Raw genomic sequence first — 26,639 nt, 5'->3', positions numbered from 1 at the left:
TGGTCAGGCCTCCTGGTGCCCGAGTGCGTCGTAGCAGGTAGCGAGGATCAAGGGACGCCAGGTCGTCTTGTCACCCTCCTGGTTGGCCAGAAGGGTGAGCACGGCCATGGCGCTCAGCGCGCCGACGATCCGGATCGCGCGGGGCAGTTCCTTCTCGGGGTCGATGACGAACATCTCGTTGAGGAGCAGCTCGTCCTGCGCCTGCTGCGGGTCCTCACCCGGCGCCGTCATCGTCCGGAACAACAGCGAGACCAGTCCCGGCCGGTCCAGCGCGTGGTCGGTCAGCAGTTCCAGCGCCCGCCGGTCCCGCTCGGACCCGGCGGGCAGCGGCGAGACCTGGTCGAGAACGTGCATCGTGAGCACGCGGCTCTGCGCCCACGCCGCTTCGAAGAGAGCGTCTTTGCTCGGGAAGTGGTGCAGCAGGCCGGCCTTGGACAAGCCGACAGCGTCCGCGAGCGACTTCAACGAGGTCTGCTCGAAGCCGTGCCGCGCGAAGAGCGCGGCGGCGGCGTCGAGGATCTTCTCGTCGACCCCGGTCCTGGGCTGTCGTGGCATGCACTCGACTTTACGGCGTTCACCGACCGATTCGGTAGGTTTACCGACCGAAATGGTCGGTGGCGTTCGTCACCACAATGGGTGAGTGATCAGAATGCAGGCGGTCGTCGAGGTGACCGGCCGTGACGTCGTTGCGCTGTCCGGACGGATGAGCCGTGAGGAGTTCGACGCCGCGCTCGCCGCCATCGCCGACTACGGCGCGGACGACGACGCGGTGTTCGGTCCAGAGCTGCTTCGCGCGCTGGTGGAGAAGAAAATGATCATCGCGGCGGGTGGGGTGCGGGTGTCGGACACCGCGACGGGCGCGCGGATCGAGCCGGGCTGCTGCTTCGGCCTGGAGAACTGGCGGGACTGGACCGGCCTGCTCGACGGCGAGGTGCCGTGGCTCGGGCACTCGCCGACTCCCGGGGCGGAGTTCACCCGAGGCGTGGTGAGGCTGTGGCCGGACGAGGAGCACAGGTACGGGCCCGCGTGCGAGATCCCGGCCGAGGACCTGCGGGGGCACCTGGAGGGCGTGCGGCAGGACCTGGCCGGATTCCTGGGGCTGGTGCGGGAGTGGGCACCGTACGGGCTGGGCGAGCGACTCGCCGCGGCGTTCGACGAGCACTTCCACGTCAGCGCGCCCCTGTGAGTCCACTGCTGTGAGAATGGGCTGATGTTCGTCTTCGACGCGGAACTCTGGATCTGGGACGTCCGCCGCACGGATACCTGGACGTTCGTGACGCTGCCCGAGGACGTCTCGGACCAGATCCGCGACATCGCCCCGCCCGGTGCGGGCTTCGGCGCGGTCAAGGTGCGCGTAGGGGTCGGCGCCAGCAACTGGTCGACGTCGGTGTTCCCGGACAAGCAGTCAGGGTGCTACGTGCTGCCGATCAAGGCGGCGGTGCGCAAGAAGAACGGCGTCGAGCCTGGCGACGTCGTCGAGGTGACCGTCGAGGTCGTCTAGAGGGTCCAGTCGATGTCGGCGTAGATCGCGGCGTGGTCGCTGGCCGCGTGCACCTCGTTGGACATGGTTTCGTAGACGTCCCAACGGTTTTTCGTGCGCGGGCCGCGCCACACGCCCTTGCGGAAGATGCCGCCGCCGGTGGCCTTCGCGAACAGCTCGGGGGTGAGCAGGACGTAGTCGATCTTGCCCTTCTCGTTCACGCCGCGGTACGTGCCCCTGCGGTGGTCCCAGTCGAAGTTCTCGTGCTCGCTGATGTCGCGCAGGCCCGTGCGCTGGAACAGGGGGCGCAGCGCTTCGCTGTCCGCGGTGTCGTTGAGGTCGCCGACGACCGCGATGTACTCGTGGCCCTCGTCGCGCAGCCGGTTCACGATGCGGGCGATGCGGACCGACTGGCGGAACCGGCGGCGGGCGCCGATCGGGTCGCCGGGAGTGCCGTAGCCCTTGGACTTCAGGTGGTTCACGAGCAGGACGACCTCGGGGCCCGCGGGGGTGCGGACGTGGTACTCGGCGCAGTCGCGGGAGAAGATGACGCCCGAGTTGTCCTTCGCGTACACGTGCGTGCGGATCGTGATGACCTGATGTTCGTCTCGTGTGAGCAGTCCGACGTTGATGCCGCGCTCGTCGTTGCCGTCGATGAGGTGGACCTCCTCGTAAGGGGTCCAGCCGACGTGCTTGAGCATGCTGGCGGAGAACATGTGCAGCAGTTCGCGCGACTCGGCCTCGACCACGCCGAGGACGTGGGCGCCGACGTCGCGCATCACCTGTGCGGTGTGGCGCGTGGCGAGTTCGCTGATGGGTTCGGTGGTGAGCTCCACCCAGCCGACCCAGGACTCGCGACCGCTTGCCACGACTGAGGTTTCGCCGGTGCGGTGGCGCGCGAGGAACCGGCCGCGGATGCGCCGCAGGATCGCGTACTTGCTGCGGTCGCTCCTGAGCAACTCCAGTGTCGTCAGGTGTTCCTTGAGCTCTTCCTTGACTTCCGGCAGGTAGGTCTCGGCGGCGATGAGTTCGTTGAAACGGGCGTGGGCGGCCAGGATCGGGGCCGCGTGCTTGGTGGCGTTGCGGCCCATGACCTTCGGGCGCTCGAACATGTTCTCCACGTTGAACGAACCGATTCGCGTGGTGCTCACACACCCAGGGTCGCATGTGGAGGAACGTGTCCGCCCTGGTCCGCTCGGGTGGTCTTTCACTGCGCCGATGGTGGAGGGCCCCGCGGCTGGGCTGCCGGAAGGTGGTGGGGCCCTCCAGGTATCGGCTGCTACCCGATCACGGGCAGCTGGCGCGGTTCAGGATCGACACCTTGTTCGGGTTGCTGTTGTCGATCTCCTTGCTGGACTTCTTCTTCGCGGGAGCCACGAAGCACTTGTTGAAGCGCTCGCCGTTCTCGCGCACGAACTCCAGCTCGATCGCGCGAGCCTGGTTGCAGTGGTTGTTGTAGTAGACCGTCGTGGTGACGCTGCCGTCGCCCCAGGAGATGTTGATCTTCTGGTCGGCCGGCGAGACGCACTTGGCCGACTTGCGGTGCACCTCCTGGACGGACACGTCACCGGAGGTCGCCGCGACGGCCGTCACGGGAGCGATCCCCGCCAGTGCGAGCCCCAGACCCGCGGCGGCCAGTACGAGATTGCGAGACTTCACGAAATACCCCTCGTTCTGTCTATTTCGGGAGATGTCCCTGCGAGCCGTCCGGCCCGCGACGACGACGTTGCCCTTTTGATCAAGGACGAACCTAGGATGAACCTTGAATCCACTGGCTGAGGGGTGATCTTGGAGTTCGGGCTGCTCGGTGCCGTCGAGGCGCGCGACCGGGGTGAGGTGATCGAGATCGGCCACGTCCGGCAGCGGTCTGTGCTGGTCGCGCTGCTGGTCGAGGAGGGACGGCCGGTTCCGGTCGACCGGCTGCTCGACCGCGTCTGGGGTGAACGGGCGCCGCTGCGAGCGCGCGAGACGCTGTACGGGTACGTGTCGAAGCTCCGCAAGCTGCTCGACCTCGACATCGAGCGCTCACCGGCGGGATATCGGCTCGCAGTGGATCCGTCACGAGTGGATCTGTTCCGCTTCAGGGCGTTCGTGCGTGATCGCGACTTCGACGCCGCACTCGGGCTGTGGCGCGGGGAGGCGCTCGACGGACTCGAGTCGCCGTGGTTCGACGCACTGCGCGAGAGCCTGCACGCCGAACGCCTCGCCGCCGAACTGGACCGCAACGACGTGGCGCTCGCGGACGGCCGGCACGCCGCGCTGCTGCCGTCGTTGCGGCAGCTCGCCGACGCACTGCCGCACGACGAACGCCTTGCCGCGCAACTGATGCTGGCACTGCACCGGTCGGGCAACGACGCGGAGGCGTTGCGGCACTACGAGATCGTGCGCCGCCGCCTCGCCGACGAGCTCGGCGCCGACCCGAGCAGGCCGTTGCAGGAGGTGCACCAGCGGATCCTCGCCGGCAGCGTGGAGGAACGCCCCGCCGGTCCACGCCAGCTGCCCGCGCCGCACCCGTGGTTCACCGGTCGCACCGAAGAGCTCGCCGCCCTGGATTCGCCCGGCACGGTCGTGATCACCGTGATCGGCGGGACGGGCGGCATCGGCAAGACCGCGCTGGCACTGCACTGGGCGCATCGGCACCTCGGCGAGTTCCCGGACGGCCAGCTCTACGTGAACCTGCGCGGCTTCGACCCGTCCGCCGAGCCGACGTCGCCCGAGACCGTGCTGCGCGAGTTCCTGGAGGCGCTGGGGGAGGAGACCATCCCGGTGGGCCTGGACGCACTGGCCGCGCGCTACCGCAGCGTGGTCGCGGGGCGGCGCCTGCTGGTGGTGCTCGACAACGCCCGCTCGACGGAGCAGGTCGTGCCGCTGCTGCCGGGCTCCGACGCGACGGTGCTGGTCACGAGCCGCCTCAAGCTGGCAGGACTGGTGGCCGTGCACGGAGCGCGGTCCGTGTCGCTGGACGTGCTGCACCCGGCCGACGCCCGCGAGTTCCTCGTGACGAGGCTCGGCGCCGAGCGCGTGGCGGCCGAACCCGCCGTGGTCGCCGACCTGGTGAGCTGGTGCGGCGGACTGCCGCTGGCGCTGTCGATCGTCGCCGCCCGCGCCGCGATGGAACCGGACTTCCCCCTGGCCGCGTTCGCCGCGGAACTGCGTGAGCAACCCCTGGACGCGCTGGACGCGGGCGAGATCGGTGCGAACCTGCGGGCCGTGTTCTCCTGGTCCGTGGCGGCGCTCTCGGACGAGGCGGCGCGCGCGTTCGGCCTGCTCGGTACTGTCGGCACGGCGGACGTGAGTCTCGCGGCGGCAGCGGCGTTGCTCGACCGCCCCGTCACGCGGACGCGAATGGTGTTGCGGGAACTGGAGAACGCGCACCTGGTGCAGCAGCACGTGCCCGGCCGGTACCGGATGCACGACCTGGTCGGCCTGTACGCGGCGGACCTGCCCGCAGATCCGGGAACGCGGCTCACCGACTTCTACGCCGCCACCGCACGGGCCGGTGCGCTCACGCTGGAGCCGCACAAGGTGTTGCCGGAGCGCGAAAGCGGCCACGTGCTCACCTTCGAGAACAACGCGGCGGCGATGGCGTGGTTCGACGCCGAGCACGCCTGCCTGATGGCTGAACAGCGCCAGGCCCTGGAGCGCGAGGACTTCGACGCCGCATGGCTGATCGGCCGCTCGCTGAGCAACTACCACATCCGGCGGGGCCGCACCTCCGACGACATCGACGCCTGGCTGACGGCGTTGCGCGCCGCTGGACAACTCCGCCGAGCAGGCCACCGTGCTGGAACACCTGGGGGACGTGCACGCGGCGGCGGGGGAGACCGCGCAGGCGCGCGAGCAGTGGAACCGGGCGTTGGAGCTGTACCGGGAACAGGGCCGCGACACGCAGGCCGCGGCCCTGCAAGCACGTCTCTAGACGCGGCTCATCTGGCGCCCGCTCTCGATCAGCTCGTCGGTGAACGAGTCGAGCGCCTGCCCGAAGTCGCGCTGGTCCGGCTCGTGCCAGTCCTCCAACTGGTCGAGCAGCCAGCACCGCCACGCCCGCACGAGCTGGGCGAAGACGTCCGCACCCCGGTCGGTGAAGCGGTAGCCGTCGTCGCCGAACGCCAGATGCCCCGACCGCACGAGGGCCTGCGCGGTCGGTTCGAAGATGCCGCCGGGCACCTTCGTCATCTCGGCGATCTCGTCGAGCGTGGCCACGCCGTCGTCCGTCGACGCGCGGTACACCCGGCCGAGCAGCCACGCCTGTTCCAGCGGCAGGTCGACGCCGGACCGCCGCAGCACGGCCGGGCCGGGGTCCTCGTCGGACCTCGCCACCACGGTGGAGACCAGCGTGCGCAGCTCGTCGTAGGAGTTCGACGGCGGCGCGGCGAAGCTCTCGCCCACGCCGCTGTTGCCGGCCGCGGCGGCACGGGACGTGTCGCGCAGCTGCACCTGCGGCAGGAAGAACGCGACGGCCAGGGCCACGAGCCCGATCGGCGCGGCGATCAGGAACATCATCTGCACGGTCTCGGCGTACCCGGCGACGATCGGCGCCCTCAGCGCGTCCGGCAGCGCGTGGACGGCGGCGGGGCTCGCAATGGCGCGCGGGTCGACGCCCTGGGGCACCACCAGGTGCTTCGGCAGCTGGTTCGCGTAGATCGTGCCGAAGATCGCGACGCCGAACGAGCTGCCCATCGTGCGCAGGAAGCTGATGCCGGACGTGGCGACGCCGAGGTCGGTGTAGTTCGTGGTGCTCTGCACGACGATCACCGGCACCTGCATCACCAGGCCGATGCCCGCGCCCAGCACCATCATGAACGCGCCCATCTCCCAGTAGCTGGTCGACGCGTCCAGCAGGGACAGCAGGAACAGGCCGGTGGTGAGCCCGACCGAGCCGATCAAGGGGAAGATCCGGTACTTGCCGGTGCGGCTGATCGTGTTGCCGGTGAGCAGCGCGGTGGCCATGAGCCCGGCGATCAGCGGCAGCATCCACAGCCCTGACGCCGTGGCCGATTCACCGCGCACGTACTGCAGGTAGATCGGCAGGTAGGTGATGCCGCCGAGCATCGCGAACCCGACGACGAAGCTCAGGATGCCCGACACCGTGAACACCCTGCTGCGGAACAACCTCATCGGCAGCATCGGCTCGGCCGCGCGCTGCTCCACCAGCACGAACGCGACCAGCAGCACGATCGAGCCGGCCGCCATCCACAGGATCGTCGGTGACGTCCACGCGTACTCGGTGCCGCCCCAGCTGGTGACCAGCGTCAGCCCGGTCGCCGCCAGCGCGATCAGCGCGATGCCGGCGTAGTCGATCTTCGGGCGGCCCTCCGTCCTGGTGGTGGGCAGCGCGGCGATCGCCACCAGCACCACCGCGATGCCGAGCGGGATGTTCACGTAGAACGCCCAGCGCCAGCTCAGGTGGTCGACGAACAGCCCGCCGAGCAGCGGCCCGGCGACCGTCGCGATGCCGAACACGGCGCCCGCGTACCCCTGGAACTTGCCGCGTTCCTTCAACGGCACGACGTCCGCGATGATCGCCGTCGAGGTGACCATCAACCCACCGGCGCCCAGCCCCTGCACCGCGCGGAACGCGATGAGCATGCCCATCGACTCCGACCAGCCCGCGAAGAACGACCCGACCAGGAACAGCGCGACGCTGATGACGAACGTCTTCTTGCGCCCGTAGAGGTCACCGAACTTGCCGATCAGCACCGTCATGATCGTCTCGGCGAGCAGGTACGACGTCACCACCCACGACAGGTGCGCGCCGCCACCCAGGTCGGCCACCATCGTGGGCAGCGCGGTGGACACGATGGTCTGGTCGAGAGCGGCCAGCAGCATGGCGAGCAGGACGGCCGCGACGACCAGGTTCCGCCTGCGAGTGTCGATCATCTCGGGCACGCAGGCGATGATCGCGCAGGTCCGGTCGGCTCGCAGGGGGAGGAACACGATGGGGGTCAGGTGTTCGCCCAGCACTCCGGTTCGGGATGGCCGGCGTTCGCCGAGTGGTCGGTGGACGGCACGCTGCTCAGGTCGCACCACGCCGAGTCGCACGACCAGTGCGAGCTCGCGCACTCGATGGCGTTGGAGATGTTCGGCTTCACGGCGGAAAGCCCGCTGGACGACGTCGTGCTGCATGCGGCGGGCGACGACCGGGCCGGACGGCTCGCTGGTCCCGGTCACCGAGCCGTCCTAGGCTCGGAGGCGATCACCCGAAGGAGGCCGTCTTGATCTTCATCACCGCCAAGTTCCGCGTTCTGCCTGAGCACGCGCAGGCCTGGCCCGAGATCAGCAGGAGCTTCACCGAGGCCACCCGCGCCGAACCCGGCTGCCTGTGGTTCGACTGGTCGCGCAGCCTCGACGACCCGAACGAGTACGTGCTGGTCGAGGCGTTCCGCGACGGCGACGCGGGCGGCGCGCACGTGCAGTCGGACCACTTCAAGGCCGCCCAGGCGGAACTGCCGCGGTACCTCGCGGAGACGCCGCGCGTCGTCAGCCAGATGGTCGAGCAGGACGGCTGGTCGGAGCTCGGCGAGATGGAGGTTGCGCCACGCGGGTGAGCCTTGCCCGGATCGTTTGGCGCAGGTGGCCCCTCCGCCCAGGATGGCGCCATGGACGCCTTCGTGGAGTTGTCCGCCGAGCTGACCGGGTTCTCGGCGGAGGAGCTGAGGTCGACCGGACTGGTCGAGCGGTACCGCGCGCTGGCCGAGGGCGCGCCGGAGAACGAGATCATCCAGCTCTGGTACACGGGGGTCTGGCGAGGGGTGATCCCGGACGAGCGCGCCTACGCCGAGGGCTTGGCCTGGAAGGCGGTCGGGGTCGCTCCGCCGGGCACCCAGGGTCCCGGGTTCGGCAGCTGGGAGCAGAGACCCCGGAGCGGCGCCCGGTGAGGGCCGTGGTCGTCGGCGCCGGGTTCGCCGGCTCGCTCATCGCGAAGGTGCTGGGCGACAACGGGTTCCGCGTGCTCGTGCTGGAGGCGGGCGCGGAGGTGAACCCCGACGCGGTCGGCAGGTTCCGCACGGCGCTCGTCAAGTCACCGCTGAAGCCCTACCGCAGGACCGCCGCGGCGCCGTCCAGCGACTACCTGATCAACACCGGGCCGTTCGCCTACGCGAGCCCGTACCTGCGGATGAACGGCGGCACCGGCACCGCCTGGACCGGGATCACACCCCGGATGCACCCCGACGACTTCCACACCGCCGACCTCGGGCGCGGCCGCGGCTGGCCCCTGAGCTACGCCGATCTGGAACCCTCCTACCGGGCCGCGGAGTGGGAGATCGGGATCGCGGCCGACGCCGACGAACAGCGGCAGCACCTGCCCGTCGCGGAGGGCTACCGCTATCCCATGCACGCCCTGCCCCGCACGTACCTCGACCACGCCATCGCGTCCGTTGTGGACGGTGCGAGCATCGACGGCCGCGAGTTGCTCGTCGTCGGCACACCGCAGGCGCGCAACGGGGTTCCCGTGAGCGGTTATCAGCCGGACGGGCACCGGTGCAGCGGCTACGCGAGCTGCGTGCCGATCTGCCCGGAGAACGCCAAGTACACACCGCACCGGACGCAGAAGCGGTGGTCCGCGAACGTCGAACTGCGCACGCGCTGCGTGGTGAACCGGGTGCACGCCGACGAGTCCGGGCGCGTCACGAAGGTCAGCTACCAGCGCTACGAGGACGACACGTCCGGCAGGCACACGCGGCACGACGAGGAGGCGGACGTCGTCGTCCTCGCCGCGCACGCCATCGAGAACGCCAAGCTGCTGCTCATGTCCGGGCTCGCGAACAGCAGCGACCAGGTCGGCCGCAACCTGATGGACCACCCCGCGCTGCTGACGTGGGCGCTGATGCCGCAGGCGATCGGCCCGTTCCGCGGACCGGGCTCGACGACGGGCATCGAGGCGTTCCGCGGTGGTCCCGAACGCGCCGCGCGGGCACCGTTCCGCATCGAGATCGGCAACTGGGGCTGGGGCTGGTCGGCCGGCAGTCCCGACTCCGACACCGCGGAGTTCGCCGCGGCGGGGTTGCGCGGAAAGGCACTGCGAGAGGCGGTGGCGGACCGGGTCGGCCGCCAGTTCACGCTCCAGTTCGAGATCGAGCAGGAGGCCGACCCGGCGAACCGCGTGACGCTCGATCACGCGCACCGAGACCCGCTCGGCAACCCGCGCCCGTCGATCCACTACGGACTGTCCGACTACGTGAAGGACGGCCTGCTGGCCGCGAAACGGGTCTCGGACCGGATCTTCGAGATGCTCGGCGCCGACGACTACACGTCGTACAAGCCCGATGAGGAACGGTACTTCGAGCACGACGGGGAACCGCTGCGGTACTGGGGCGCCGGGCACGGCGGCGGCACGCACGTCATGGGCGCCTCGCCGCGCGACTCCGTCGTGGACCAGTGGCAACGCTGCTGGGACCACCCGAACCTGTACGCGGTGGGGTGCGGCAGCATGCCGTCGCTCGGCACGTCCAACCCGTCGCTGACGATGGCCGCACTGGTCCTGCGCACCGCGGACCACCTCGTCGCTACGTGCCGGACGGGACCCGGTGCCGCGCTCGCTGGACCAGCAGGATCGCGGCCGCCACCGCGATGACGACGACGCCGTTGCCGAACGCCCAGAGCACGGCGTTGTCGTGGACGACGTCACGGGAGACGGCCGGGTCGCGGAACACCGGGTTGACCTGCGTGATCAGCAGGACCTTCATCGCGACCGAGACCGCGAGGCAGCCCAGCGCGGGCTTGGGCGCACGTGTGACGACGGCCAGGACCACCGCCAGCGGCGCCCACGGCAGGTAGTAGTAGACCGGGCTGCCCGCCGCGAACACGCCCACGAGCGAGCCGGGCCGCGGGTCCGCCAGCAGCTGAGGATTCCACACGATCTGCTCGTAGAGGTTGCCGAACAGCCACATGCAGAGCAGGGGGACGACCAGCCGCGAAAGTCTCACCGGGCCATCATGGCGAAGATGTCGAAAGCTCCGTGACGCCGATCGACGCAGGGGTGGCAGCGGACGCTGCCAGTCGACAACGAGGAGAGAAACATGCGGTTCATGCTCATGCACCGGGTCCCGCAGGACGACCCGGCCTCGTGGGAGCCGAATCCCGAGCTCATCGAGCGGATGAACGCGTTCGTGGAGAAGCTGACGGCGGACGGCGTCCTGCTCGGCGCCGAGGGCGTGCAGCAGCAGGGCGCGGTGGTGCGCAGGCGCGGTGCGGCGATCAAGTCGACCGACGGGCCGTTCGCCGAGGCCAAGGAGGTCGTCGGCGGGTTCCTGCTGATCGGCGCGAAGGACCTCGCGGAGGCCACCGCCGTCGCCGAGGAGTACATCACCTGCTTCGCGGGCGTCGAGGAGATGTCGGTCGAGGTGCGGCGGGTCGCCGAGTCCGAGGACATCGAGCCCTACCTGGCCAAGTAGGCCAGTTCGACGACGAACCACTCGCCGTCGAGCCGGCACGGTCCCCCTGGGTGGAGCCGCACGTCCTCACCGTCCAACGCGACGAGAACGTGCGGCCCCTCCAGGTCCAGCGTCACGTCCGAGACCGTGTGCACACTGACGTCGTCGGGTCGGACGTCCAGCGGCTCGGGCAGGTTCTCGCCGAGGTCTTTCAGCTCGACCAGCCGGTTGCGGTAGAAGGTCGTGCCGATGTTCGTGAGCCGGTGCACGGGCGACACGGGCCGGTACACGAAACCGCCGCGGTGCTCGGAGATGAACCGCGGGTCGCTGCCGTCGAGCCAGTCCATGCGGCCTTCCGAGCCCTCGATGCTGAGCACGACGTACGGGTTGTGGTGCAGGTGCCACGGGTGGGTCTCGCCCGGTTCGAGCGTCACCTCCCACACGCGGACCACCGGGTCGTCGTGCAGCACGCGCCGGCCGACGTCGACGAGCACGATCTCCTCACCGGACGGCGAGATCACGACGTCACCCCGCAAGGTGCACCTCCTGCAGATAGCGGTCCTGGATCGACCGCCACGACGCGGCGGTCCACGGTTCGACGTGGGCGATGTGCGCGTCCGGCCTGACCAGGACCACCGTGTCACCGAAGCGCTCGCGCACCGTGTCACCGGGATCGAAGTAGGCGCGGGAACGCAGGTCCGGCGCGTCCCACCGGCTCACCACCACCTGCCTCAGGCCGGGAGGCCCGTCAGCGGGCAGGAACGGACGGCGGCGCGCGTCGGTGAGGTGCAGCGCGACGAACGAGTCGCGGCACAGCTCGTGCAGGTGGACCGGGCCGCGCCGGCCGAACACCCGCAGGTCCGGGATCCTGTCGCCGGCCTGTGGCGGGCCCGAGCGCGTCATCGACCAGTCCGCGCCCAGCCGCACGCCGAGCAACGTCCGGGTCATCGCGTCGCGCCATCCGGCGACCGAGTCCGAACGCCGGTCCATCACGGCACGGGCCGCCTCCGCCATCGCGCCGGATCCGTGCACGGCCACCGGCTTCTGCTCGGCCTCGTAGCCCTCCAGCAGCTTCTCGCCGGCCCAGCCGCGCAGCACCCACGCGAGGCGCCACGGCAGGTTGGACGCGTCCAGCACACCGGTGTTCAGTCCCAGCGCCCACATCGGCGTGATCAGGTGCGCCGCGTCGCCCAGCAGGAACACCCGGCCGTCACGCCACCGCGACGCCACCCGGTGGTGGACGGTGTAGACGTTGCTGCCCAGCACCTCCACCGAGTCCACCTCACCGATGAAGTGCCTCGCCTTGTCGCGCAGCTCGTCCGGCGCCGGCGCGTCCCGGCCGGGCGCCAGCGGGAACACGAACCGCCAGCAGTGCGGCTGCCGCACGAGGACCATCCACTCCTCGCGGTCGCCGAAGTAGGCGAGGTACGGGTAGTCGCGCGGATTGCGGACGTCGAGATCGCACACCAGGTCGACCAGCGCGTACCGCTGCTCCAGCGTGTGCCCCTCGACCGTGACGCCGAGCCGTTCCCGCACGGTCGACCGGCCGCCGTCGCAGGCCAGCACGTGCGACGCCTCGAACGCGACGATTCCATCCGGAGTGGACAGTCGCAGGGTGACGCCGTCGTCGTGCTGCGAGAAGTCCACCAGCCGGTGCTCCATCCGCAGCGTGCCCGGCGCGCGTTCCTCCAGCACCGACGCGAGCACCGGCTCCAGCTCGTGCTGCGGAACGTTGACGACGAACGGGAACCGCGTCTCGCCGGCCAGCGCGGAGGTCAGCACGCTCCCGGTAGACGTCCCGGTCGCCCGGTCCACCTCGCCGATCTCGTCGAGCCGCAGCGACGCCTCCAGCACCGGCCCCAGTGCGTCGTACCGGTCCAGCACCTCCAGCGTGCGGGTCAGGACCGTGCCCGCCTTGGTCTCGCTCGACAGGTCGTTCCCAGCCTCGAAGACGACGACCGGGACACCGTGCGCGACCAGGCCCAGCGCGGTGATCAGGCCGACCGGGCCGGCACCGATCACGGCCACCGGACCATCGGACGTGTTCATGAACCCTCCCCGACCCCTATGTTCGTGCATCAGGGTGCCTTCGGGGGAGGGAACATGAGGAAAGCGTTTTCAGTCCTGCTCGCCGCCGCGCTGGCCGTCACGGCCTGTGCGTCGCCGGCCGAGCACACGGCTCCGGCCAAGGTCAGCTATCTGACGTCGTTCGGTTCGTTCGGACGTGACGCCTACGTGTACGTGGCCAAGGAGAAGGGGTTCTTCGAGCAGGCCGGTCTCGACGTCACGATCACGCCGGGCACCGGCAGCGTCGACGTCCTGAAGCTGGTCGCGACCGGCCGGGCCGACTTCGGCATCGCCGACTTCACCGCCACCGCGATCACTCTCGCCAAGGAGAAGCTGCCGATCTCGGTGATGGCGGCGATCCAGCAACGGTCGCTGGCCGCGATCGTGGCGCTGGAGGGCGGCGGGATCAGCAGGCCGGCCGACCTGGAGGGCAAGAAGATCGGCGACCAGCCCGGCTCCACGAACCAGGTGATGTTCCCGGTGTACGCCAAGGCCGCGGGCATCGATCCGGCGAAGGTCCAGTTCGTGCCGTCGGCGCCACCCGCGTTGCCGCAGCTGCTCGCGGCCGGGCAGGTCGACGGCATCGGCCAGTTCGTCGTCGGCAAGCCGTTGATCGAGGCGGCGGCCAAGGGCAGGAAGGCGGTCGTGCTGCCCTACGGCGATCTCGTTCCCGACCTCTACGGCAACGTGCTGATCGCGTCGAAGGACGGCGCGAACGACCCGAAACAGGGGCAGGGCTTCATGACGGCGTTGCTCAAGGGCCTGGAGTACTCGATCGAGCACCCGGACGAGGTCGGGCCGATCCTGAAGAAGTACCAGCCGACGCAGGACGCGGGCGTGGCCGGCGCCGAGGTCGGGCTGATGGCGCCGTACGTCAAGCCGTCCGGCTACAGCGGCCGCGTCGGCGGGATCACCGAGGAGCGGGTCGGCAAGATCCTCCGGACGCTCACCGAGGCCGGTGCGATTCCGGCCGGATCGCTGGCGCCCGGCGACTTCGTGTCCTTCGGGGCCTCACCCAAGTGATCACGACCAGCGGGGTCTCGCACTCCTTCGGCGGCGTGCACGCGCTCGACGGCATCGACCTGGAGGTGGCCGAGCACGAGTTCGTCGCGGTGATCGGGCGGTCGGGCTGCGGCAAGTCGACGTTGCTGCGGCTCGTCGCCGGTCTGCTCACGCCGTCCGAAGGCCGGATCCTGGTGGCCGGTTCGCCGGTCACCAGGCCGCGGCGGGACGTCTCGGTCCTGTTCCAGCAGCCCGCGTTGCTGCCGTGGCGTTCCGTGCTGGCCAACGTCCTGCTGCCGATCGAGATCTTCGGCCTGGACGACCACCGCGACCGCGCGCACGAGCTGCTGGACCTCGTCGGGCTCGGCGGGTTCGAGAAACGGCTGCCGCACGAGCTGTCCGGTGGCATGCAGCAACGGGTCTCGCTGTGCCGGTCGTTGATCCAGAGCCCGCGGGTGATGCTGATGGACGAGCCGTTCTCCGCGCTGGACGCGATCACCCGCACCGAGCTCTCCGAAGAGCTGCAACGGGTTCAGCTCGCCCGGCCGCGCGCGGTCGTGTTCGTGACGCACTCCATCGACGAGGCCGTGCTGCTCGCCGACCGGATCGTCGTGCTCAGCCCGCGGCCCGGCCGGATCCACCGGGTCGTCGAGGTCGATCTGCCTCGTCCGCGCGCGCTCGGCCAGGTCGAACTGGACGAGGTGAGCCGCGAGTTGCGCGGGCTCCTGGTGACGGCATGAGGGCCGTGCTGCCGGTACTGGGATTGCTGGCGATCATCGGCGTCTGGTGGCTCGCGACGATCGTGTTCGGCATCCAGCCGCTGCTCGTGCCGTCGCCGGCCGACGTCGTCACGTCGTTCCTGGAGCTGCCCGGTTACCTGCTCGAACAGACGCTGATCACGTTGTGGGAGGCCGTGTCCGGCTTCGCTCTGTCCATTGTGATCGGCGTTCCGGTGGCGTTGCTGATCGTCGGGTCGAGCGTGCTGGAGCGGATGTTCTACCCGCTGCTGGTCGCGCTCAACGCCGTGCCGAAGGTCGCGATCGCGCCGATCGTGGTGGTGTGGTTCGGGTTCGGCATCGAGTCGAAGGTGCTGATGGTGGTGCTCGTGTGCCTCTTCCCGATCGTCATCTCGACCGCGTCCGGCATGAGGTCGACGCCCCGGGAACTGGTCGAGCTGTTCCGGTCGCTCGACGCGACGCGGACGCACGAGTTCTTCAAGCTGCGCCTGTGGCACGCGCTGCCGCAGATCTTCGTGGGGTTGAAGGTGTCGATCACGCTGGCCGTCATCGGGGCGGTGATCGGTGAGTTCGTGGGCGCCCACGCCGGACTGGGCTACGTGATCCTGGTGTCCGGCGGCAGCGCCGACACCTCGCTGGCGTTCGCGGCGATGGCGTTGCTCGCGATCATCAGCGTGGCGCTGTTCTACCTGCTGATCTGGGCCGAGCGGAAGCTCGTGCCCTGGTCGGAGGAGCACCGGGTGCTCTAGTGTCCGCGCCGGAAATCCGCCGCCGAAGTCCCTGCTGTTTCGCCGCACGCGGGGCCCTTTCGTACTGCATGAGAGTACGAAAGCGCCCCGCGTGCGGTTGAAGCACGGCGCGGATGAGGTGGCGTGGACTGGTGGAGCGACGTCAACGGCGAACTTGCGGCGCGGCACACTGGCGAGCCAGACGGTCCAGCAGCTCACCGAGCAGCGCGCGTTCTCCCGGCGTGAGGTCGCCGGGGTCGTCGGCCACCAACGCGCGCAGGGTGAGCGCGGCGTTCGCCCGGCCGGCCGGAGATTCGGTGGCGGTGCGCAGCACACCGGCCAGCGCGGCCTCGCGGACGCGTTCGGACAGCGCGAAGTCCGGCTCCGGCTGGCTGATCAGGGTCAGCGTGACACCGACGTTCGCGGCGAGCACCTGTTCTGCGGCGTCGTCCGCGGGCACCTTCAGCAGACCTCGGGTGGCCGCTTCGGTGAACCGGTCGCGCAGTGCGGCGTGTGCGGGAGCGGTGACGGCACAGGGCTTTCCGGGCTCGGCGCGGCCGTAGAGCAGCCCGTAGAACGACGGGTGCTCCAGCCCGAACCGCACGTGCCGGTCCCAGCCCTCGCGCAGGTCGCCGAGCGGGTCGCCGGAGCTCTCGACCGCGGTGTACTGGGTGAAGCCGTGGTTCAGCACGGCGTCGATCAGGCCCTGCTTGCTGCCGAAGTGGTGGTACAGCGTCGGTGCCTGCACGCCGGCGCGTTCGCACACCGCCCTCGTGGACACCGTGCCGCCGCCGTCGAGCATTTCGGCCGCGGCGAGCAGGAGCCGATCCCGTGCGTTCTGCATGTCGCTATAGTATCTCATGTAGCGCTACATTGAGCGCTATAGCGGAAGGAGAAGTCTGATGAAGACCTGGTTCATCACCGGAGGGACACCCGGAGGGTTCGGCCTGGCCTACGCCGAGGCTGCACTGGAACAGGGCGATCAGGTGGTGCTGACCGTGCGTCGGCCCGCTGAGCTGCGGGAATGGGCTGCTGCCCACGGCGACCGCGTGCTGGTTCTCGAGCTCGACGTCACCGACGCCGAGCAGGTGCGCGCGGCGGTGCGGGCGGCGGAGGAGCGGTTCGGCGGGATCGACGTGCTCGTCAACAACGCGGGCCGGGGCTGGTACGGCTCGGTGGAGGGCACGCGGGACGAGACGGTCCGTCGCACGTTCGACCTCAACCTGTTCGCCGTGGTCGAAGTGGTGCGCGCCGTGCTGCCGGGCATGCGGGCGCGCGGGGACGGCTGGATCATCAACATGTCGTCGCTGGCCGGACTCGTCGGCGTGCAGGGGTTCGGCTACTACTCGGCGGCGAAGTTCGCGCTCGAAGGGCTGTCGGAGACGCTGCGCCAGGAGGTCGAGCCGTTCGGCGTGCGCGTGCTCGTCGTGGAGCCGGGATCGTTTCGCACCAAGGCTTACGCGGGTTTCCAGGACGAGCCGGTGCGCGAGACGGTGGACGCCTACCTGCCGCTGGTCGAGGGCATTCGCGCGACGTTCGCGGAGCAGGACGGCAAGCAGCCGGGTGATCCCGAACGGGGTGTGCGCGCCGTGATCAGCGCGATGAACGCACCTGTGCCGCCGCGGAGGATCGTGCTCGGCGGCGCCGCGTACGACGCCGCCGTTGCGATGCATGAGGACGCACTGGTGGAGCTGCGCGCGCACGAGAAGCTCTCGCGCGGCGCGGACTTCTAGTTGGCTGCGCCGCCCGCGGCCAGGCGCATCAGGTCGGAGTCGAGGTCGATCGTCAGCTCCGTGCCGCCCGCGCTGCCGTACTCGTGCTGGTAGCTGCCCCACGACTCGTCGCGCACGGTCTTCTCGAAACCCGAGGCCATGAGCGCCACCAGTTCGAGGGCCGCGCGGTCGATGCGCTTGTTGAGGCCGTTGTCCTGCCAGTCCTCGGTCGAGGCGAACAGCGACGTCGGCACCACGACGGTCCGCAGGTAGGCGAACAGTCCGCGCATCTGGTCGTCGACCACGAGCGCGTGCCTCGCCGTGCCGGCGGTCGCGGCGAGCACGACGGGCTTCGCGATCAGCAGGTCGTTGTCGAGGATCTGGAAGAACGACGTGAGCAGGCCGCTCGCGCCCGCCTTGTAGACGGGGGTGCTGGCGACGATGCCGTCGGCGTGCTGCAGGGTCGCGACGGCGTTCTGCAGCTTCGGTCCGACGTGGTTGGACACCAGGGCGTTCGCGATCTCGGTGGCGAGCTCGCGCAGCTCGATCACCTTCGTGGCGACGGTCTGCCCGCGCTTGCCGGCGAGCGCGGTGACCCGTCCGGCGACGCGGTCGGCGAGCAGGCGGGTGGACGACGGGTCGCTCGTGCCGGCGGACGCCACCACCAGCTGGAAGTTCTGGCCCATTACTCCTCGCTCTGGCTGAGCTTGCCGGTGATCGCGGCGAGCTGGTCGAGTTCTTCCGGCGTCAGCACGCTCAGGGCGCGCGTGACGCTGCGTGCGTGCGGGCGGCCGATGGCCCGCTGGGTCTCCCGGCCCGCGGGGGTGAGCGACAGGCGCACACCCCTGCGGTCACCGGGATCGGGGCAACGGTCGACGTAGCCCCGTTCGACCAGGCGGTCGACCATGCGGGACAGGGCGGGCTGGCTCAGCAGCACGTGGCGGTTCAGCTCACTCATCCTGAGTGGACTGTCGCACTTGGACAGCTGGTACAGCACGTCGTACTCCCGCATGGTCAGGTCGCCCCAGACGTCCTCCGCGTTGAACTGCTTCATCAACACGGCGTACGCCTTCATCAGGGACTCCCACGCCTCGTTGGCTCGGGTCACTTCGAGTCCTGGTACGGCGAGCCACCCGTGACGTTGTCACCCCGGTTGGCGTTCGGCTTGGGCTGGCGGACCGGACCGTCGCCGTACTTGTCCTTGACACGCCCGGCGTGCGTCGGTGGCTTGGCGGTCTCGGGGTCCTGGCGGGCCTCGATCTCCTTGCGCAGCACCGGAACGACTTCCTCGCCGAGCAGGTCGAGCTGGTTGAGCACGGTCTTGAGCGGCAGGCCGGCGTGGTCCATCAGGAACATCTGGCGCTGGTAGTCGCCGAAGTGCTCGCGGAAGGTCAGCGTCTTGTCGATGACCTCCTGCGGGCTGCCGACCGACAGCGGCGTCTGCTCCATGAAGTCCTCCATCCGCGGCCCGTGGCCGTAGACGGGTGCCTCGTTGAAGTACGGGCGGAACTCCTTGATCGCGTCCTGCGACCGCTTCGCGATGTAGGCCTGGCCGCCGAGGCCGACGATGGCCTGCTTCTCCGTGCCGTGGCCGTAGTGCGCGTACCGCTGGCGGTAGAACTTGATCAGGCGGATGTAGTGCTCCTTCGGCCAGAAGATGTTGTTGGCGAAGAAGCCGTCACCGTAGAAGGCGGCCTGCTCGGCGATCTCGGGCGTGCGGATCGACCCGTGCCACACGAACGGCGGCAGGTCGTCCAGCGGCCGCGGGGTGCTGGTGAAGCCCTGCAACGGCGTGCGGAACTTGCCTTCCCAGTCCACGACGTCCTCGCGCCACAACCGGTGCAGCAGGTTGTAGTTCTCGAGCGCCAGCGGCAGGCTCTGCCGGATGTCGGCACCGAACCACGGGTAGACCGGCGCGGTGTTGCCGCGGCCCAGCATCAGGTCCATGCGACCCTTCGCCAGGTGCTGCAGCATCGCGTACTCCTCGGCGATGCGCACCGGGTCGTTCGTGGTGATCAGCGTCGTGGCGGTACTGACGATGAGCTTCCGCGTCTTCGCCGCGATGTGACTGAGCAGCGTCGTCGGCGCCGACGAGAAGAACGGCGGGTTGTGGTGCTCGCCGATGGCGAACACGTCGAGCCCGACCTCTTCGGCCTTCTCCGCGATCTGCACGATCGCGTCGATGCGCTCGGCCTCGCTCGGGGTCTCGCCGCTCACCGGGTCCCTGGTGATGTCGCTCACCGAGAAGATTCCGAACTGCACGGCACCCGCCTCCTTCAAACTTAGTGACTTATGCGTTTGCATCTACTCTAACGCCTGGGTGCCTGACCTATTCCCACTACCCTGATCACATGTCGCTGGGGGTGGGGGACGCCGGCTTCAACTACGGCGGGGTCCCCGTTTTCGCAGATCTGTCCTTCACCGTCGGCCCTGGTGAGGCCGTTGCGGTCGTGGGCGCGAACGGCTCGGGCAAGTCCACCCTGCTGCGCTGCCTGGTCGGGGCCGAGGCGCTGGACTCCGGCAGCGTGCTGCTCGACGGCGCCGAGATGGACGAGTCGTCGGGCGCCGTCCGGTCCGCCGTCGCGTCGCTGCTCGACGACGCCGACTACTTCCCGGACTTGTCCGTCGTGGAGCACCTGCGGCTGCTGGCCTGGCTGCACGGATCCTCGGCCGACGTCGTGGCTGTGCTCGATGAGGTCGGGCTGACGCCGGTGGCGGACCAGTTGCCCCCGACCCTGTCCTCGGGCCAGCGGCACCGGCTCGGGCTGGCGTCGTGCTTCGTGCGGCCGCGCTCGGTGCTCGTGCTGGACGAACCCGAACAGCGCCTCGACGCGGCAGGCCGCACCTGGCTGCGGTCCCGCCTGTTGGCTGAGAAGGCAGCCGGGGTGGCCGTCGTGTTCGCGTCGCACGACCACGAGCTGGTGGAGGCGGTGGCGTGCCGGACCGTCACGCTGTGACCGCGGCGGCCGTCCGGCGCCGGTTGCGACCCCCGGTGCCGTGGCGCTCGCAGGTCGCGCGGCTGTACGCCCCGTTCGTCAACTTCTCGATCGTCGGGCTGGTCGGTTGCGGCTGGGCGTACGCCGGGCTGACCAAGTCCTCTTATCCCGGGGGCGTGTGGACTGCGCTGTGGTTGTCGGTGCTGGGTGTCGCCGTGCTGATGAAGGTGGCTCTGGCGGCCGGGCCGGTCTTCGCGGGCGCGGACCGGATGTTCTGGGTGCTGAGTTCGCCCGTGCCGCGCGGTGTGTTGTTGCGGCCTCGGTTTCTCTGGCTGCTCGCGGTGGGTGCGGGGGTGGGTGTCGGCTGGGCCGCTGTCGTGTCCGGGATCGTGGGGGCTGTGGTTCCGCCGCTGGTCGCGGCTGGGGGCGGGGCCGCCTGCGGGGTGGCCGTGGTGGCCGGTGCCGTGGTGTTGCAGCGGGCTCGGGTGCGGCCGCAGGGGTGGTTGAGCGGGTTGGTCGGGCTGGCGGTGGTGGCGCTGCTGGTACCGGGCGGTCGGTTCGGGCTGCCGGGGTCTTGGGCGGGCTCCGGTGGTGGGCAGGGACCGGCTGGCTTCGAGGTGCGGTCGGGTTCCGTCGGCACGCGGGTGGGTGAGCCGCGTTCGGCGAGTGGGCTGGTAGGTGAGCCGGGTTCGCTGGGCGGGCAGGTGGTTGAGCCGGGTCTGCTGGGCGGGCAGGTGGACCATCCAGGTTCGCTGGGTGGGCTGGTGGGTGAGCCGGGTTTGTTGAAGGACCGGGCGAGTCGGCCGGGTTCGCTGGGTGGGCTGGTGGGTGAGCCGGGTTTGTTGACGGACCAGGCGAGTCGGCCGGGTTCGCTGGGCGCGCTGGTGGGTGAGCCGGATTCGTTGGGCGGGCAGACGAGTCAGCCGGGTTCTCCGGTCGGGCAGGCAGGCCAGCCAAGTTCGTTGGACGCGCTGGTCGGCCAGCCAAGTTCGTTGGACGCGCTGGTCGGCCAGCCAGGTTCGTTGGACGCGCTGCTGAGTGAGCCGAATCTGCCGGGCGGGTGGGCCGGTGTCGTCGGCGCTGCCTGGGTGGTGGCGATCGGCCTGGCGGTGGTGGCAGCTACCTCGCTGCGGTCCCTGCGGCGGTCCGACCTCGCGGCGGCCGGCGCGGTGGCGGGTGTGGCGCGGGCTTCGGTGAGCTGGTTCGACCTCGCCCTTCTCGGTGCGGTGCTGGCCGAACGCCGTGCCCGTGCGCTCGGGCGCGTGAAGTCGGTGCGGTTGAGGGGTTCGCGGCTCGTCGTCCTCGCGTGGACCGATGCGCTCCGGCTGCGTCGCAGCCCCAACGCCGCGCTCGTCTGGGCGGCGCTGCTTCCCGCCCCGGCTCTGGTGTCCGTGGGCTGGGAGGGCGCTGTCGTTCCCGCTGTCCACCTCGTGGCCGCGTTCCTGGCCACCGACCGGCTGGCCGCGGGGCTGAAGTTCGTGTGCCGCTCGCCCGCGATGCGGCGCGCCCTGGGTCTGCCGGACCGGCAGCTGAGGCTGGCGCACCTCGTGTTCCCCGCGGCCGGCGCGATCCTGTGGTGCGCCGTCACCGCGGCCTTCACCCCGCACGTGTCGGCGGTCAACGCGCTGGTCTCGGCGGTGGGTGCGGTGGCCGTCGTCTACCGGATCGCCACGCGGCCGCCGATCGACTACGGCGCCGCGATCATCGACTTCGGCGTGTTCGGGCCGACGCCGCTCGGCCTGATGGTGCAGTTCAGCCGCGGTCCGGCGTTGCTGGCGGTGCTCGGGCTGGTGCAGCTGGCGCTGTAGGAGGCGCGGCTCCTCCGGGCGAGCCGCGCCTTCCTGCGTCAGACGAGCAGTTCGGCGACCCGCGTGGCGGTGGCCACGGTGGACTGCGGGTTCTGGCCCGTCACGAGCCGGCCGTCCACGACCACCGTGCTCGACCACGGCTCACCCGTCGTGAGGCGCGCGCCCAGATCGGTCAGCCGACCGGCGACCGAGTAGGGGACGGCCAGGCCTCCCTGGCGCTCCTCCTCGTCGCTGAACACCGCCATCTCCTTGCCCGCGAACACGAACGTGCCGTCCGCGCGGACCGCGCTGAGCAGCCCGGCCGGTCCGTGGCACAGTGCCGCGACGAGCTTGCCGCCGTCGTGGAAGTCCGCCAGCAACGCGCCCAGCGACCTGTCGGACGCCAGGTCCGCCATCGGACCGTGCCCGCCCGGCAGGTAGATCGCGTCGAAACCGCTCGCGTCCACATCGGACAAGACGGCGGGGGCGCGCAGGTCCTCCAGCGAGGCAACGGCTTCGTCGAACGTGCCGTCGAGGCTCGCCTTGTCCACGGTCGGCACGACGCCGCCCGGTGTCGCCAGCGTGACCTCGACACCGGCCTCCCGCAGCACGCGCACGGACTCGACGACCTCCTCCGCCCAGAACCCCGTGGGGTGGGCCGAGCCGTCCGCCAGCGTGAGCGAGTCGGCGGCGGACACGACCATCAGTAGCTTCTTCATGTCGACCAGGACATCACAGATCCGGAGAACGCGTTGGATGAGCTATAAGATGACTTATGGCTGCGAAGTTGACGGACCTGGATCTGCTGGCGACGTTCCTGGAGATCTACCGGGGCGGCTCGCTCACCAGCGCGGCCACCAGGCGGGGGCTCACCCAGCCCGCGGTCAGCGGCCAGCTCGCCAAGCTGGAGAAGGAGCTCGGCGAACCGCTGTTCGTACGGGGCAGCCGAGGTGTCACACCCACACCCCGCGCCGACGACCTCGCTCGCCGCGTCGGCCAGCACGTCGACCAGCTCCGCACCGCGCTCGACCCCGGCGGAACCCTCGAAGGCGCGGTCCGGATCGGGGGAGCGGCCGAGTTCATGACCGTGCGCGGCCTGCCCGCACTCGCCCCGCTGACCCGCAGGGGCCTTCGGTTCGAGGTGACGTTCGGCCTGGCCGGCGATCTGCTCGCCGCACTCCGGGCCGCGAAGCTCGACGTGGTGCTGTCCTCGGTGCGCCCCGCTGCGGGATTCACCGCCACACCGGTCACCGACGAGGAGTTCCTGCTGGTCGGGCCACCCCTGCTGGCCAGGACTGTGGACCAGGACGTGCTGGCCACGGACCCCGCGCGAGCCCTCGAACACCTGCCGCTCGTGGCCTACGACGGCGACCTGCCGATCATCCGCCGCTACTGGCGCAGCGAGTTCGGCACGCGCCCGGCGAACACCGTCGCCGTCACCGTGCCCGACCTGCGCGCCGTGCTGGCCGCGGTGATCGCCGGGGCGGGCGTGTCCGCCCTGCCGCGCTACCTCGCCGAACCCGCGCTCGCCGCCGGTTCCGTCGAGCAGCTGCACCACCCGGAGGTGCCCCCGCTCAACACCCTCTACGTCGTCACCCGCGGCACGACCACGCCGGCCACCGACGCCGTCGCCGAGCACCTGCGGTCACGCGACTGGGGTGTCCTCTGAGCGATCAGTCCTCAGTGGACCAAAGATCAGACGCTCCTGAGCACCGACACGACGATGCCGAGGATGACGGCCTTGTCGCCGTCGATCACGGGGTAGTCGGCGTTGCGCGGCTCCAGGTACACGTGGCCGCCCTTGCGCTGGTACACCTTGACCGTCGCCTCCTCCTCGATCATCGCGGCGACGATCTGCCCGTTGTACGCCTCGTGCGTCTGCCGCACCACGACCGTGTCGCCGTCGCAGATCGCGGCGTCGATCATCGAGTCGCCGCGCACGCGCAGCGCGAACACGTTGCTGCCCCGGCCGACCAGGCCGCGCGGCAGGTGCAGCACCTCGTCCACGTGCTCGACGGCGGAGATGGGCGCACCGGCGGCGATGTCACCGACGACCGGCACCGAGATCGAGTCCCCGGAGAGCGTCCCCGGCGCCATCGGCGCACCGCTCAGGAAGACCCGCACGTCCATCGGCCGCGTCACCGAGCCGCCGCGCTTGAGGAAACCCTTGTCCTCCAACGCCGCAAGGTGCCGGGAGACGCTGGAGGACGACTTCAGGCCGACGGCCTCGCCGATCTCGCGCGTGCTGGGGGAGTAGCCGTGCTCGACGACCCAGTCGCGGATGGCGACCAGGATCGCCTGCTGGCGCTCCGGCAGCACCGTCGTGTCGAGCTCGAGATCGTCGTAGGCGGTCATCGGTCGATAGTAGTAATGCGCTTGCCAGACACGATCGGGTGGTCGTTCGATCATGCGATGACCTCTGCCTGGGTAGGAGAACTCGTCCGGCTGCGCGGCGTCGAACCGGAGGACTGGGACGCGTTCCAGCGGTTCGACGAGAACACGGACGACATGCGGCGCGCTGATCGGGTCCATCCGCCGCGATCCGCTGCCGCCCAAAGGGAGTGGGCGCAGGCGACCGCGCTGAGGAAGCCGGAGGACGACAGGGTGGTGCTCGCCGTCGAGTCGCTCGCCGGCGGGGTGCTGGCCGGGATGATGACGACCAGCGAGATCGACCACCGCGCGGGCCGGTTCATGTACGGGATCGCGATCGGCACCGGGCACAAAGGACGCGGCTACGCGACGGAAGCCGTGCGGCTGCTGCTGAACTTCATGTTCGGCGAGCGGCGGTTCCACAAGTGCGAGGCCAGCGTCTGGGAGTTCAACGACGCCTCGATCGCGTTGCACCGCAAGCTCGGCTTCACCGAGGAGGGCAGGCTGCGCGACCACGAGTTCTTCGCCGGCCGCCACCACGACGTGGTGCTGTTCGGGATGACCGCGGCCGAGTTCGCCGCCCGGCACCCGTACCCGCGCGAGATCTGACCGGCTGCCCCACGATGTGGCGGTGAGCACACGTCGGGAACGCTCCTGGGCCCTGCGGCCAGGTAGGTCTGTGCGAACCGAAGCGGCGCCCGTGGCGCTGACACCAGAAGTGGCGCCGGCCTTGCTGGACGAGGCCGCGCTGCTGGAGCTCTACGAATCGACGGCCGAGCGGTTGCACCGCTACGTGGCCAGGCGGGTCGGTCCCGACACCGCGCAGGACGTGGTGTCGGAGGCGTTCCTGGTGCTCTGGGACCAGCGCGCCGGGCAGGCCTACGACGCCGACGCCGTGCGGGCGTGGCTCTACGGGGTGGCGACGAACCTGTTGCGCGGCCACGTGCGTGCCGAGGAACGCAAGCTGCGGGCGTGGAGCAAGGAGCACGCGGCCCGCACCGACGAGGCCGACATCGGCGACCGGGTGAGCGCCGTGGCGGACGCCGACGTGCTTGCCGGACCGCTCACCTCCTGGCTCGCCGAACTGCGCGTCGAGGAACGCGAAGTGCTGCTGTTGCACGCGTGGGCGGACTTCACGCCCGCCGAGATCGCCGTGGCGCTCGACGTCCCGGTGGCCACCGTGCGCACCCGCCTGCACCGCGGCCGGGCACGACTGCGCACCCGCCTCGCCGCAACCGCCCACGACTTCACCGAGGACAGCCATGTCTGAACCCACCAAGCCCGAGACCCTCGACCGAGTGCTCGACGCCGCCCTCTCGCGGGCCGGTGACGAGCCCGTCCAGTTCGACGTGGCCGCGGGGAGGAACGCCCTGGCCGTTGCTCTCAAAGCACGCGCCGAGGTGGCCGGGCCGATCGCCGCCGGCACGGAGACCCGGCCGCGTCGCCGTACCCGCTGGCTCGCCGCCGCGGCCGCCGTGGCCGTGCTGACCGGCGGTGGCCTGGCCGCGTCGACCGTCGACCTCACCGGCGTCGGCAGCAACCCGGTGAGCGCCGCCGAGGAGCTGACCAAGGCCGCCGACCTGGCCTCCCGCGTGGTCGAACGGCCTCTCGCGCCCGGCCAGTTCCGCTACGTGCGCACCCGCTCCGAGGGCATCACCGTGGAGCTCGGTTCCGGGCAGGCCTCGACCACCGACCTGGTCCAGGAGCAGTGGATTCCCGCCGACCGCCGCGACGAGTGGCTGTTCCGGAACAAGATCAACTCCGTGAAGTGGCTGGACGGACACGAGGGTGACGGCCGTCCGGACGCCGGTACGTCGTTCAAGGACGGCCAGGAGTTCCGCGCCAAGTGCGGCAACTACTCCTACTTCGCCGAGGGGCAGCCGGACCGGTGCACCGCCGGCTCGCTCCACAGCCCCACGCCGGAGTTCATCGCGTCGTTGCCGAAGGACCCGAAGGAGCTCTACGCCAGGCTCGAGGCCGAGAACGGGACCGGTGACTCGGGCGTGCTGGCGTCGGCTCGCGCGGCTCTGCAGTCGGGCGTGTACCCCGCCGACGTGCGGGCGAACATCTTCCGGGCGGTCGCGCTGGTGCCGGGGCTGGTCGTCACGGACAAGAAGGCCAACCTCGACGGCAAGGAAGGCGTCGCGCTCGGCGTCAAGCAGGGCGACGACTTCAGCGAGATCATCATCGACCCGGCGAACGGCGACTTCATCGGTGGCCGGTCGACCGTCGCCGAGGACCTGCCCGAGGACGAGGGCGGTCTGGAGAAGGGCACCGTCCGCGACTCCTACGCGGTGACCTCCGCGGTGGTGAACTCGCTGGGCGGGCGCCCCTAGACCTTCTCCCGCGTTCGGGGCGCGGGAGAGACATGCAACCCTGGGGTTGCGCATCCTCGGGGGGATGTGCAACTCTGGGGTTGCACTTATTGGCGGACCTGGGAGTTGTC

At 70.2% G+C, this 26,639-nt stretch carries 31 protein-coding genes and 1 pseudogene; 19 read left to right on the top strand and 13 right to left on the bottom strand.

What is annotated here, in order from left to right; all coding sequences use genetic code 11:
• Positions 1-3: 3 nt before the first annotated feature.
• Positions 4-555, bottom strand: a complete 552-nt coding sequence (locus AB0M48_RS04180) for a helix-turn-helix domain-containing protein (protein WP_363835838.1) — start codon at positions 553-555, stop codon at positions 4-6.
• 85 nt (positions 556-640) lie between these two features.
• On the opposite strand from AB0M48_RS04180, the gene AB0M48_RS04175 reads away from it, so the two are divergent.
• Both AB0M48_RS04175 and AB0M48_RS04170 read left to right on the top strand, forming a co-directional pair.
• Positions 641-1,186: a hypothetical protein gene (locus AB0M48_RS04175; RefSeq protein ID WP_363835837.1), complete on the top strand. Its 546-nt coding sequence runs from the start codon at positions 641-643 to the stop codon at positions 1,184-1,186.
• 24 nt (positions 1,187-1,210) lie between these two features.
• Positions 1,211-1,501 (top strand): DUF1905 domain-containing protein, encoded by a 291-nt coding sequence (locus AB0M48_RS04170; RefSeq protein WP_363835836.1) that lies wholly within the window; start codon positions 1,211-1,213, stop codon positions 1,499-1,501.
• Here the strand turns inward: AB0M48_RS04170 and AB0M48_RS04165 are convergent.
• Together AB0M48_RS04165 and AB0M48_RS04160 are read right to left on the bottom strand one after the other, a co-directional pair.
• A complete protein-coding gene (locus AB0M48_RS04165; protein ID WP_363835835.1) occupies positions 1,498-2,631 on the bottom strand; it encodes an endonuclease/exonuclease/phosphatase family protein in 1,134 nt (377 codons plus the stop codon). The genes AB0M48_RS04170 and AB0M48_RS04165 overlap by 4 nt on opposite strands.
• 136 nt (positions 2,632-2,767) lie before the next feature.
• Entirely contained in the window at positions 2,768-3,139 is a 372-nt protein-coding gene (locus AB0M48_RS04160) for a hypothetical protein (protein ID WP_363835834.1), read from the bottom strand.
• Positions 3,140-3,262: 123 nt separating this feature from the next.
• On the opposite strand from AB0M48_RS04160, the pseudogene AB0M48_RS04155 reads away from it, so the two are divergent.
• Positions 3,263-4,531 (top strand): annotated as a pseudogene (locus AB0M48_RS04155) (AfsR/SARP family transcriptional regulator); the annotation flags it as partial.
• Positions 4,532-5,261: 730 nt separating this feature from the next.
• A complete protein-coding gene (locus AB0M48_RS04150) occupies positions 5,262-5,399 on the top strand; it encodes a hypothetical protein (protein WP_363835833.1) in 138 nt (45 codons plus the stop codon).
• Here AB0M48_RS04150 and AB0M48_RS04145 read toward each other — a convergent pair.
• Entirely contained in the window at positions 5,396-7,360 is a 1,965-nt protein-coding gene (locus AB0M48_RS04145) for an MDR family MFS transporter (RefSeq protein WP_363835909.1), read from the bottom strand. The two genes, AB0M48_RS04150 and AB0M48_RS04145, sit on opposite strands and share 4 nt — an antisense overlap.
• 69 nt (positions 7,361-7,429) lie before the next feature.
• Here AB0M48_RS04145 and AB0M48_RS04140 point away from each other — a divergent pair, with 69 nt between their 5' ends.
• The 4 genes from AB0M48_RS04140 to AB0M48_RS04125 are packed head-to-tail and all read left to right on the top strand — an operon-like array spanning position 7,430 to position 10,055.
• Positions 7,430-7,699, top strand: a complete 270-nt coding sequence (locus AB0M48_RS04140; RefSeq protein ID WP_363835832.1) for a hypothetical protein — start codon at positions 7,430-7,432, stop codon at positions 7,697-7,699.
• Positions 7,696-8,028, top strand: a complete 333-nt coding sequence (locus AB0M48_RS04135) for a putative quinol monooxygenase (protein WP_363835831.1) — start codon at positions 7,696-7,698, stop codon at positions 8,026-8,028. Before AB0M48_RS04140 ends, AB0M48_RS04135 begins: the two co-directional genes overlap by 4 nt.
• Before the next feature lie 51 nt (positions 8,029-8,079).
• Positions 8,080-8,358: a hypothetical protein gene (locus tag AB0M48_RS04130; protein WP_363835830.1), complete on the top strand. Its 279-nt coding sequence runs from the start codon at positions 8,080-8,082 to the stop codon at positions 8,356-8,358.
• The gene (locus AB0M48_RS04125) at positions 8,355-10,055 is read left to right on the top strand and encodes a GMC family oxidoreductase (protein ID WP_363835829.1); all 1,701 of its coding nucleotides are present in this window, start codon (positions 8,355-8,357) and stop codon (positions 10,053-10,055) included. Before AB0M48_RS04130 ends, AB0M48_RS04125 begins: the two co-directional genes overlap by 4 nt.
• Here the strand turns inward: AB0M48_RS04125 and AB0M48_RS04120 are convergent.
• A complete protein-coding gene (locus AB0M48_RS04120; protein WP_363835828.1) occupies positions 9,988-10,407 on the bottom strand; it encodes a hypothetical protein in 420 nt (139 codons plus the stop codon). The two genes, AB0M48_RS04125 and AB0M48_RS04120, sit on opposite strands and share 68 nt — an antisense overlap.
• Positions 10,408-10,500: 93 nt before the next feature.
• Between AB0M48_RS04120 and AB0M48_RS04115 the strand changes: the two genes are divergently transcribed.
• Positions 10,501-10,875 carry a YciI family protein gene (locus AB0M48_RS04115; protein WP_363835827.1) on the top strand — a complete coding sequence of 125 codons (375 nt, stop codon included), beginning with the start codon at positions 10,501-10,503 and terminating at the stop codon, positions 10,873-10,875.
• Here the strand turns inward: AB0M48_RS04115 and AB0M48_RS04110 are convergent.
• Complete coding sequence (locus AB0M48_RS04110; protein ID WP_363835825.1) at positions 10,860-11,390, bottom strand: hypothetical protein; 531 nt, start codon at positions 11,388-11,390, stop codon at positions 10,860-10,862. The genes AB0M48_RS04115 and AB0M48_RS04110 overlap by 16 nt on opposite strands.
• Complete coding sequence (locus tag AB0M48_RS04105; RefSeq protein WP_363835824.1) at positions 11,380-12,903, bottom strand: FAD-dependent monooxygenase; 1,524 nt, start codon at positions 12,901-12,903, stop codon at positions 11,380-11,382. The genes AB0M48_RS04110 and AB0M48_RS04105 overlap by 11 nt, the downstream gene beginning before the upstream one ends.
• 54 nt (positions 12,904-12,957) lie before the next feature.
• Here AB0M48_RS04105 and AB0M48_RS04100 point away from each other — a divergent pair, with 54 nt between their 5' ends.
• The 3 genes from AB0M48_RS04100 to AB0M48_RS04090 are packed head-to-tail and all read left to right on the top strand — an operon-like array spanning position 12,958 to position 15,409.
• On the top strand, positions 12,958-13,944 hold the full coding sequence (locus AB0M48_RS04100) for an ABC transporter substrate-binding protein (RefSeq protein ID WP_363835823.1): 987 nt from the start codon (positions 12,958-12,960) through the stop codon (positions 13,942-13,944).
• The gene (locus tag AB0M48_RS04095; RefSeq protein WP_363835822.1) at positions 13,941-14,663 is read left to right on the top strand and encodes an ABC transporter ATP-binding protein; all 723 of its coding nucleotides are present in this window, start codon (positions 13,941-13,943) and stop codon (positions 14,661-14,663) included. Before AB0M48_RS04100 ends, AB0M48_RS04095 begins: the two co-directional genes overlap by 4 nt.
• Entirely contained in the window at positions 14,660-15,409 is a 750-nt protein-coding gene (locus AB0M48_RS04090) for an ABC transporter permease (RefSeq protein ID WP_363835821.1), read from the top strand. The genes AB0M48_RS04095 and AB0M48_RS04090 overlap by 4 nt, the downstream gene beginning before the upstream one ends.
• A 142-nt stretch (positions 15,410-15,551) precedes the next feature.
• Here AB0M48_RS04090 and AB0M48_RS04085 read toward each other — a convergent pair whose 3' ends face one another.
• A complete protein-coding gene (locus tag AB0M48_RS04085; protein ID WP_363835820.1) occupies positions 15,552-16,232 on the bottom strand; it encodes a TetR/AcrR family transcriptional regulator in 681 nt (226 codons plus the stop codon).
• Positions 16,233-16,290: 58 nt separating this feature from the next.
• On the opposite strand from AB0M48_RS04085, the gene AB0M48_RS04080 reads away from it, so the two are divergent.
• Entirely contained in the window at positions 16,291-17,121 is an 831-nt protein-coding gene (locus AB0M48_RS04080) for an SDR family NAD(P)-dependent oxidoreductase (protein ID WP_363835819.1), read from the top strand.
• Here the strand turns inward: AB0M48_RS04080 and AB0M48_RS04075 are convergent.
• The 3 genes from AB0M48_RS04075 to AB0M48_RS04065 are packed head-to-tail and all read right to left on the bottom strand — an operon-like array spanning position 17,118 to position 19,362.
• Positions 17,118-17,786, bottom strand: coding sequence for a CE1759 family FMN reductase (locus AB0M48_RS04075; RefSeq protein ID WP_363835818.1), 669 nt, complete (start codon positions 17,784-17,786; stop codon positions 17,118-17,120). The two genes, AB0M48_RS04080 and AB0M48_RS04075, sit on opposite strands and share 4 nt — an antisense overlap.
• Positions 17,786-18,208 (bottom strand): MarR family transcriptional regulator, encoded by a 423-nt coding sequence (locus AB0M48_RS04070; RefSeq protein ID WP_363835817.1) that lies wholly within the window; start codon positions 18,206-18,208, stop codon positions 17,786-17,788. The genes AB0M48_RS04075 and AB0M48_RS04070 overlap by 1 nt, the downstream gene beginning before the upstream one ends.
• On the bottom strand, positions 18,205-19,362 hold the full coding sequence (locus AB0M48_RS04065; protein WP_363835816.1) for an LLM class flavin-dependent oxidoreductase: 1,158 nt from the start codon (positions 19,360-19,362) through the stop codon (positions 18,205-18,207). The genes AB0M48_RS04070 and AB0M48_RS04065 overlap by 4 nt, the downstream gene beginning before the upstream one ends.
• Positions 19,363-19,451: 89 nt before the next feature.
• Here AB0M48_RS04065 and AB0M48_RS04060 point away from each other — a divergent pair, with 89 nt between their 5' ends.
• Entirely contained in the window at positions 19,452-20,057 is a 606-nt protein-coding gene (locus AB0M48_RS04060; protein WP_363835815.1) for an ABC transporter ATP-binding protein, read from the top strand.
• Entirely contained in the window at positions 20,054-21,844 is a 1,791-nt protein-coding gene (locus tag AB0M48_RS04055; protein ID WP_363835814.1) for a DUF6297 family protein, read from the top strand. Before AB0M48_RS04060 ends, AB0M48_RS04055 begins: the two co-directional genes overlap by 4 nt.
• Before the next feature lie 38 nt (positions 21,845-21,882).
• Here AB0M48_RS04055 and AB0M48_RS04050 read toward each other — a convergent pair whose 3' ends face one another.
• Positions 21,883-22,542, bottom strand: coding sequence for a type 1 glutamine amidotransferase domain-containing protein (locus AB0M48_RS04050; RefSeq protein WP_363835812.1), 660 nt, complete (start codon positions 22,540-22,542; stop codon positions 21,883-21,885).
• 56 nt (positions 22,543-22,598) lie between these two features.
• Between AB0M48_RS04050 and AB0M48_RS04045 the strand changes: the two genes are divergently transcribed.
• Positions 22,599-23,492, top strand: a complete 894-nt coding sequence (locus AB0M48_RS04045; RefSeq protein ID WP_363835810.1) for a LysR family transcriptional regulator — start codon at positions 22,599-22,601, stop codon at positions 23,490-23,492.
• A 26-nt stretch (positions 23,493-23,518) separates the two neighbouring features.
• Here AB0M48_RS04045 and lexA read toward each other — a convergent pair whose 3' ends face one another.
• Positions 23,519-24,178, bottom strand: coding sequence for a transcriptional repressor LexA (lexA, locus tag AB0M48_RS04040; protein ID WP_363835809.1), 660 nt, complete (start codon positions 24,176-24,178; stop codon positions 23,519-23,521).
• A gap of 57 nt (positions 24,179-24,235) precedes the next feature.
• Between lexA and AB0M48_RS04035 the strand changes: the two genes are divergently transcribed.
• The 3 genes from AB0M48_RS04035 to AB0M48_RS04025 all read left to right on the top strand — a co-directional run bounded on the left by AB0M48_RS04035 (position 24,236) and on the right by AB0M48_RS04025 (position 26,529).
• Entirely contained in the window at positions 24,236-24,802 is a 567-nt protein-coding gene (locus AB0M48_RS04035) for a GNAT family protein (RefSeq protein WP_363835808.1), read from the top strand.
• Positions 24,803-24,872: 70 nt separating this feature from the next.
• Positions 24,873-25,463 (top strand): RNA polymerase sigma factor, encoded by a 591-nt coding sequence (locus tag AB0M48_RS04030; RefSeq protein ID WP_363835807.1) that lies wholly within the window; start codon positions 24,873-24,875, stop codon positions 25,461-25,463.
• Positions 25,456-26,529 carry a CU044_5270 family protein gene (locus AB0M48_RS04025; RefSeq protein ID WP_363835806.1) on the top strand — a complete coding sequence of 358 codons (1,074 nt, stop codon included), beginning with the start codon at positions 25,456-25,458 and terminating at the stop codon, positions 26,527-26,529. The genes AB0M48_RS04030 and AB0M48_RS04025 overlap by 8 nt, the downstream gene beginning before the upstream one ends.
• The last annotated feature ends 110 nt before the right edge of the window (positions 26,530-26,639 follow it).

The sequence above is a fragment of the Lentzea sp. NPDC051208 genome (assembly GCF_040682435.1).
GTDB classification, from domain to species: Bacteria; Actinomycetota; Actinomycetes; order Mycobacteriales; family Pseudonocardiaceae; genus Lentzea; species Lentzea kristufekii.
This window is presented reverse-complemented; position numbering and strand designations above follow the sequence as displayed.

What these genes read in the sequence shown, in the direction of transcription:
- AB0M48_RS04180 (WP_363835838.1), bottom strand. Translation starts at nt 555, where the DNA reads ATGCCACGACAGCCCAGGACCGGGGTCGACGAGAAGATCCTCGACGCC.
- AB0M48_RS04170 (WP_363835836.1), top strand. Translation starts at nt 1,211, where the DNA reads ATGTTCGTCTTCGACGCGGAACTCTGGATCTGGGACGTCCGCCGCACG.
- AB0M48_RS04145 (WP_363835909.1), bottom strand. Translation starts at nt 7,360, where the DNA reads ATGATCGACACTCGCAGGCGGAACCTGGTCGTCGCGGCCGTCCTGCTC.
- AB0M48_RS04130 (WP_363835830.1), top strand. Translation starts at nt 8,080, where the DNA reads ATGGACGCCTTCGTGGAGTTGTCCGCCGAGCTGACCGGGTTCTCGGCG.
- AB0M48_RS04115 (WP_363835827.1), top strand. Translation starts at nt 10,501, where the DNA reads ATGCGGTTCATGCTCATGCACCGGGTCCCGCAGGACGACCCGGCCTCG.
- AB0M48_RS04105 (WP_363835824.1), bottom strand. Translation starts at nt 12,903, where the DNA reads ATGAACACGTCCGATGGTCCGGTGGCCGTGATCGGTGCCGGCCCGGTC.
- AB0M48_RS04100 (WP_363835823.1), top strand. Translation starts at nt 12,958, where the DNA reads ATGAGGAAAGCGTTTTCAGTCCTGCTCGCCGCCGCGCTGGCCGTCACG.
- AB0M48_RS04090 (WP_363835821.1), top strand. Translation starts at nt 14,660, where the DNA reads ATGAGGGCCGTGCTGCCGGTACTGGGATTGCTGGCGATCATCGGCGTC.
- AB0M48_RS04085 (WP_363835820.1), bottom strand. Translation starts at nt 16,232, where the DNA reads ATGCAGAACGCACGGGATCGGCTCCTGCTCGCCGCGGCCGAAATGCTC.
- AB0M48_RS04080 (WP_363835819.1), top strand. Translation starts at nt 16,291, where the DNA reads ATGAAGACCTGGTTCATCACCGGAGGGACACCCGGAGGGTTCGGCCTG.
- AB0M48_RS04075 (WP_363835818.1), bottom strand. Translation starts at nt 17,786, where the DNA reads ATGGGCCAGAACTTCCAGCTGGTGGTGGCGTCCGCCGGCACGAGCGAC.
- AB0M48_RS04060 (WP_363835815.1), top strand. Translation starts at nt 19,452, where the DNA reads ATGTCGCTGGGGGTGGGGGACGCCGGCTTCAACTACGGCGGGGTCCCC.
- AB0M48_RS04050 (WP_363835812.1), bottom strand. Translation starts at nt 22,542, where the DNA reads ATGAAGAAGCTACTGATGGTCGTGTCCGCCGCCGACTCGCTCACGCTG.
- AB0M48_RS04045 (WP_363835810.1), top strand. Translation starts at nt 22,599, where the DNA reads ATGGCTGCGAAGTTGACGGACCTGGATCTGCTGGCGACGTTCCTGGAG.
- lexA (WP_363835809.1), bottom strand. Translation starts at nt 24,178, where the DNA reads ATGACCGCCTACGACGATCTCGAGCTCGACACGACGGTGCTGCCGGAG.
- AB0M48_RS04035 (WP_363835808.1), top strand. Translation starts at nt 24,236, where the DNA reads ATGACCTCTGCCTGGGTAGGAGAACTCGTCCGGCTGCGCGGCGTCGAA.
- AB0M48_RS04025 (WP_363835806.1), top strand. Translation starts at nt 25,456, where the DNA reads ATGTCTGAACCCACCAAGCCCGAGACCCTCGACCGAGTGCTCGACGCC.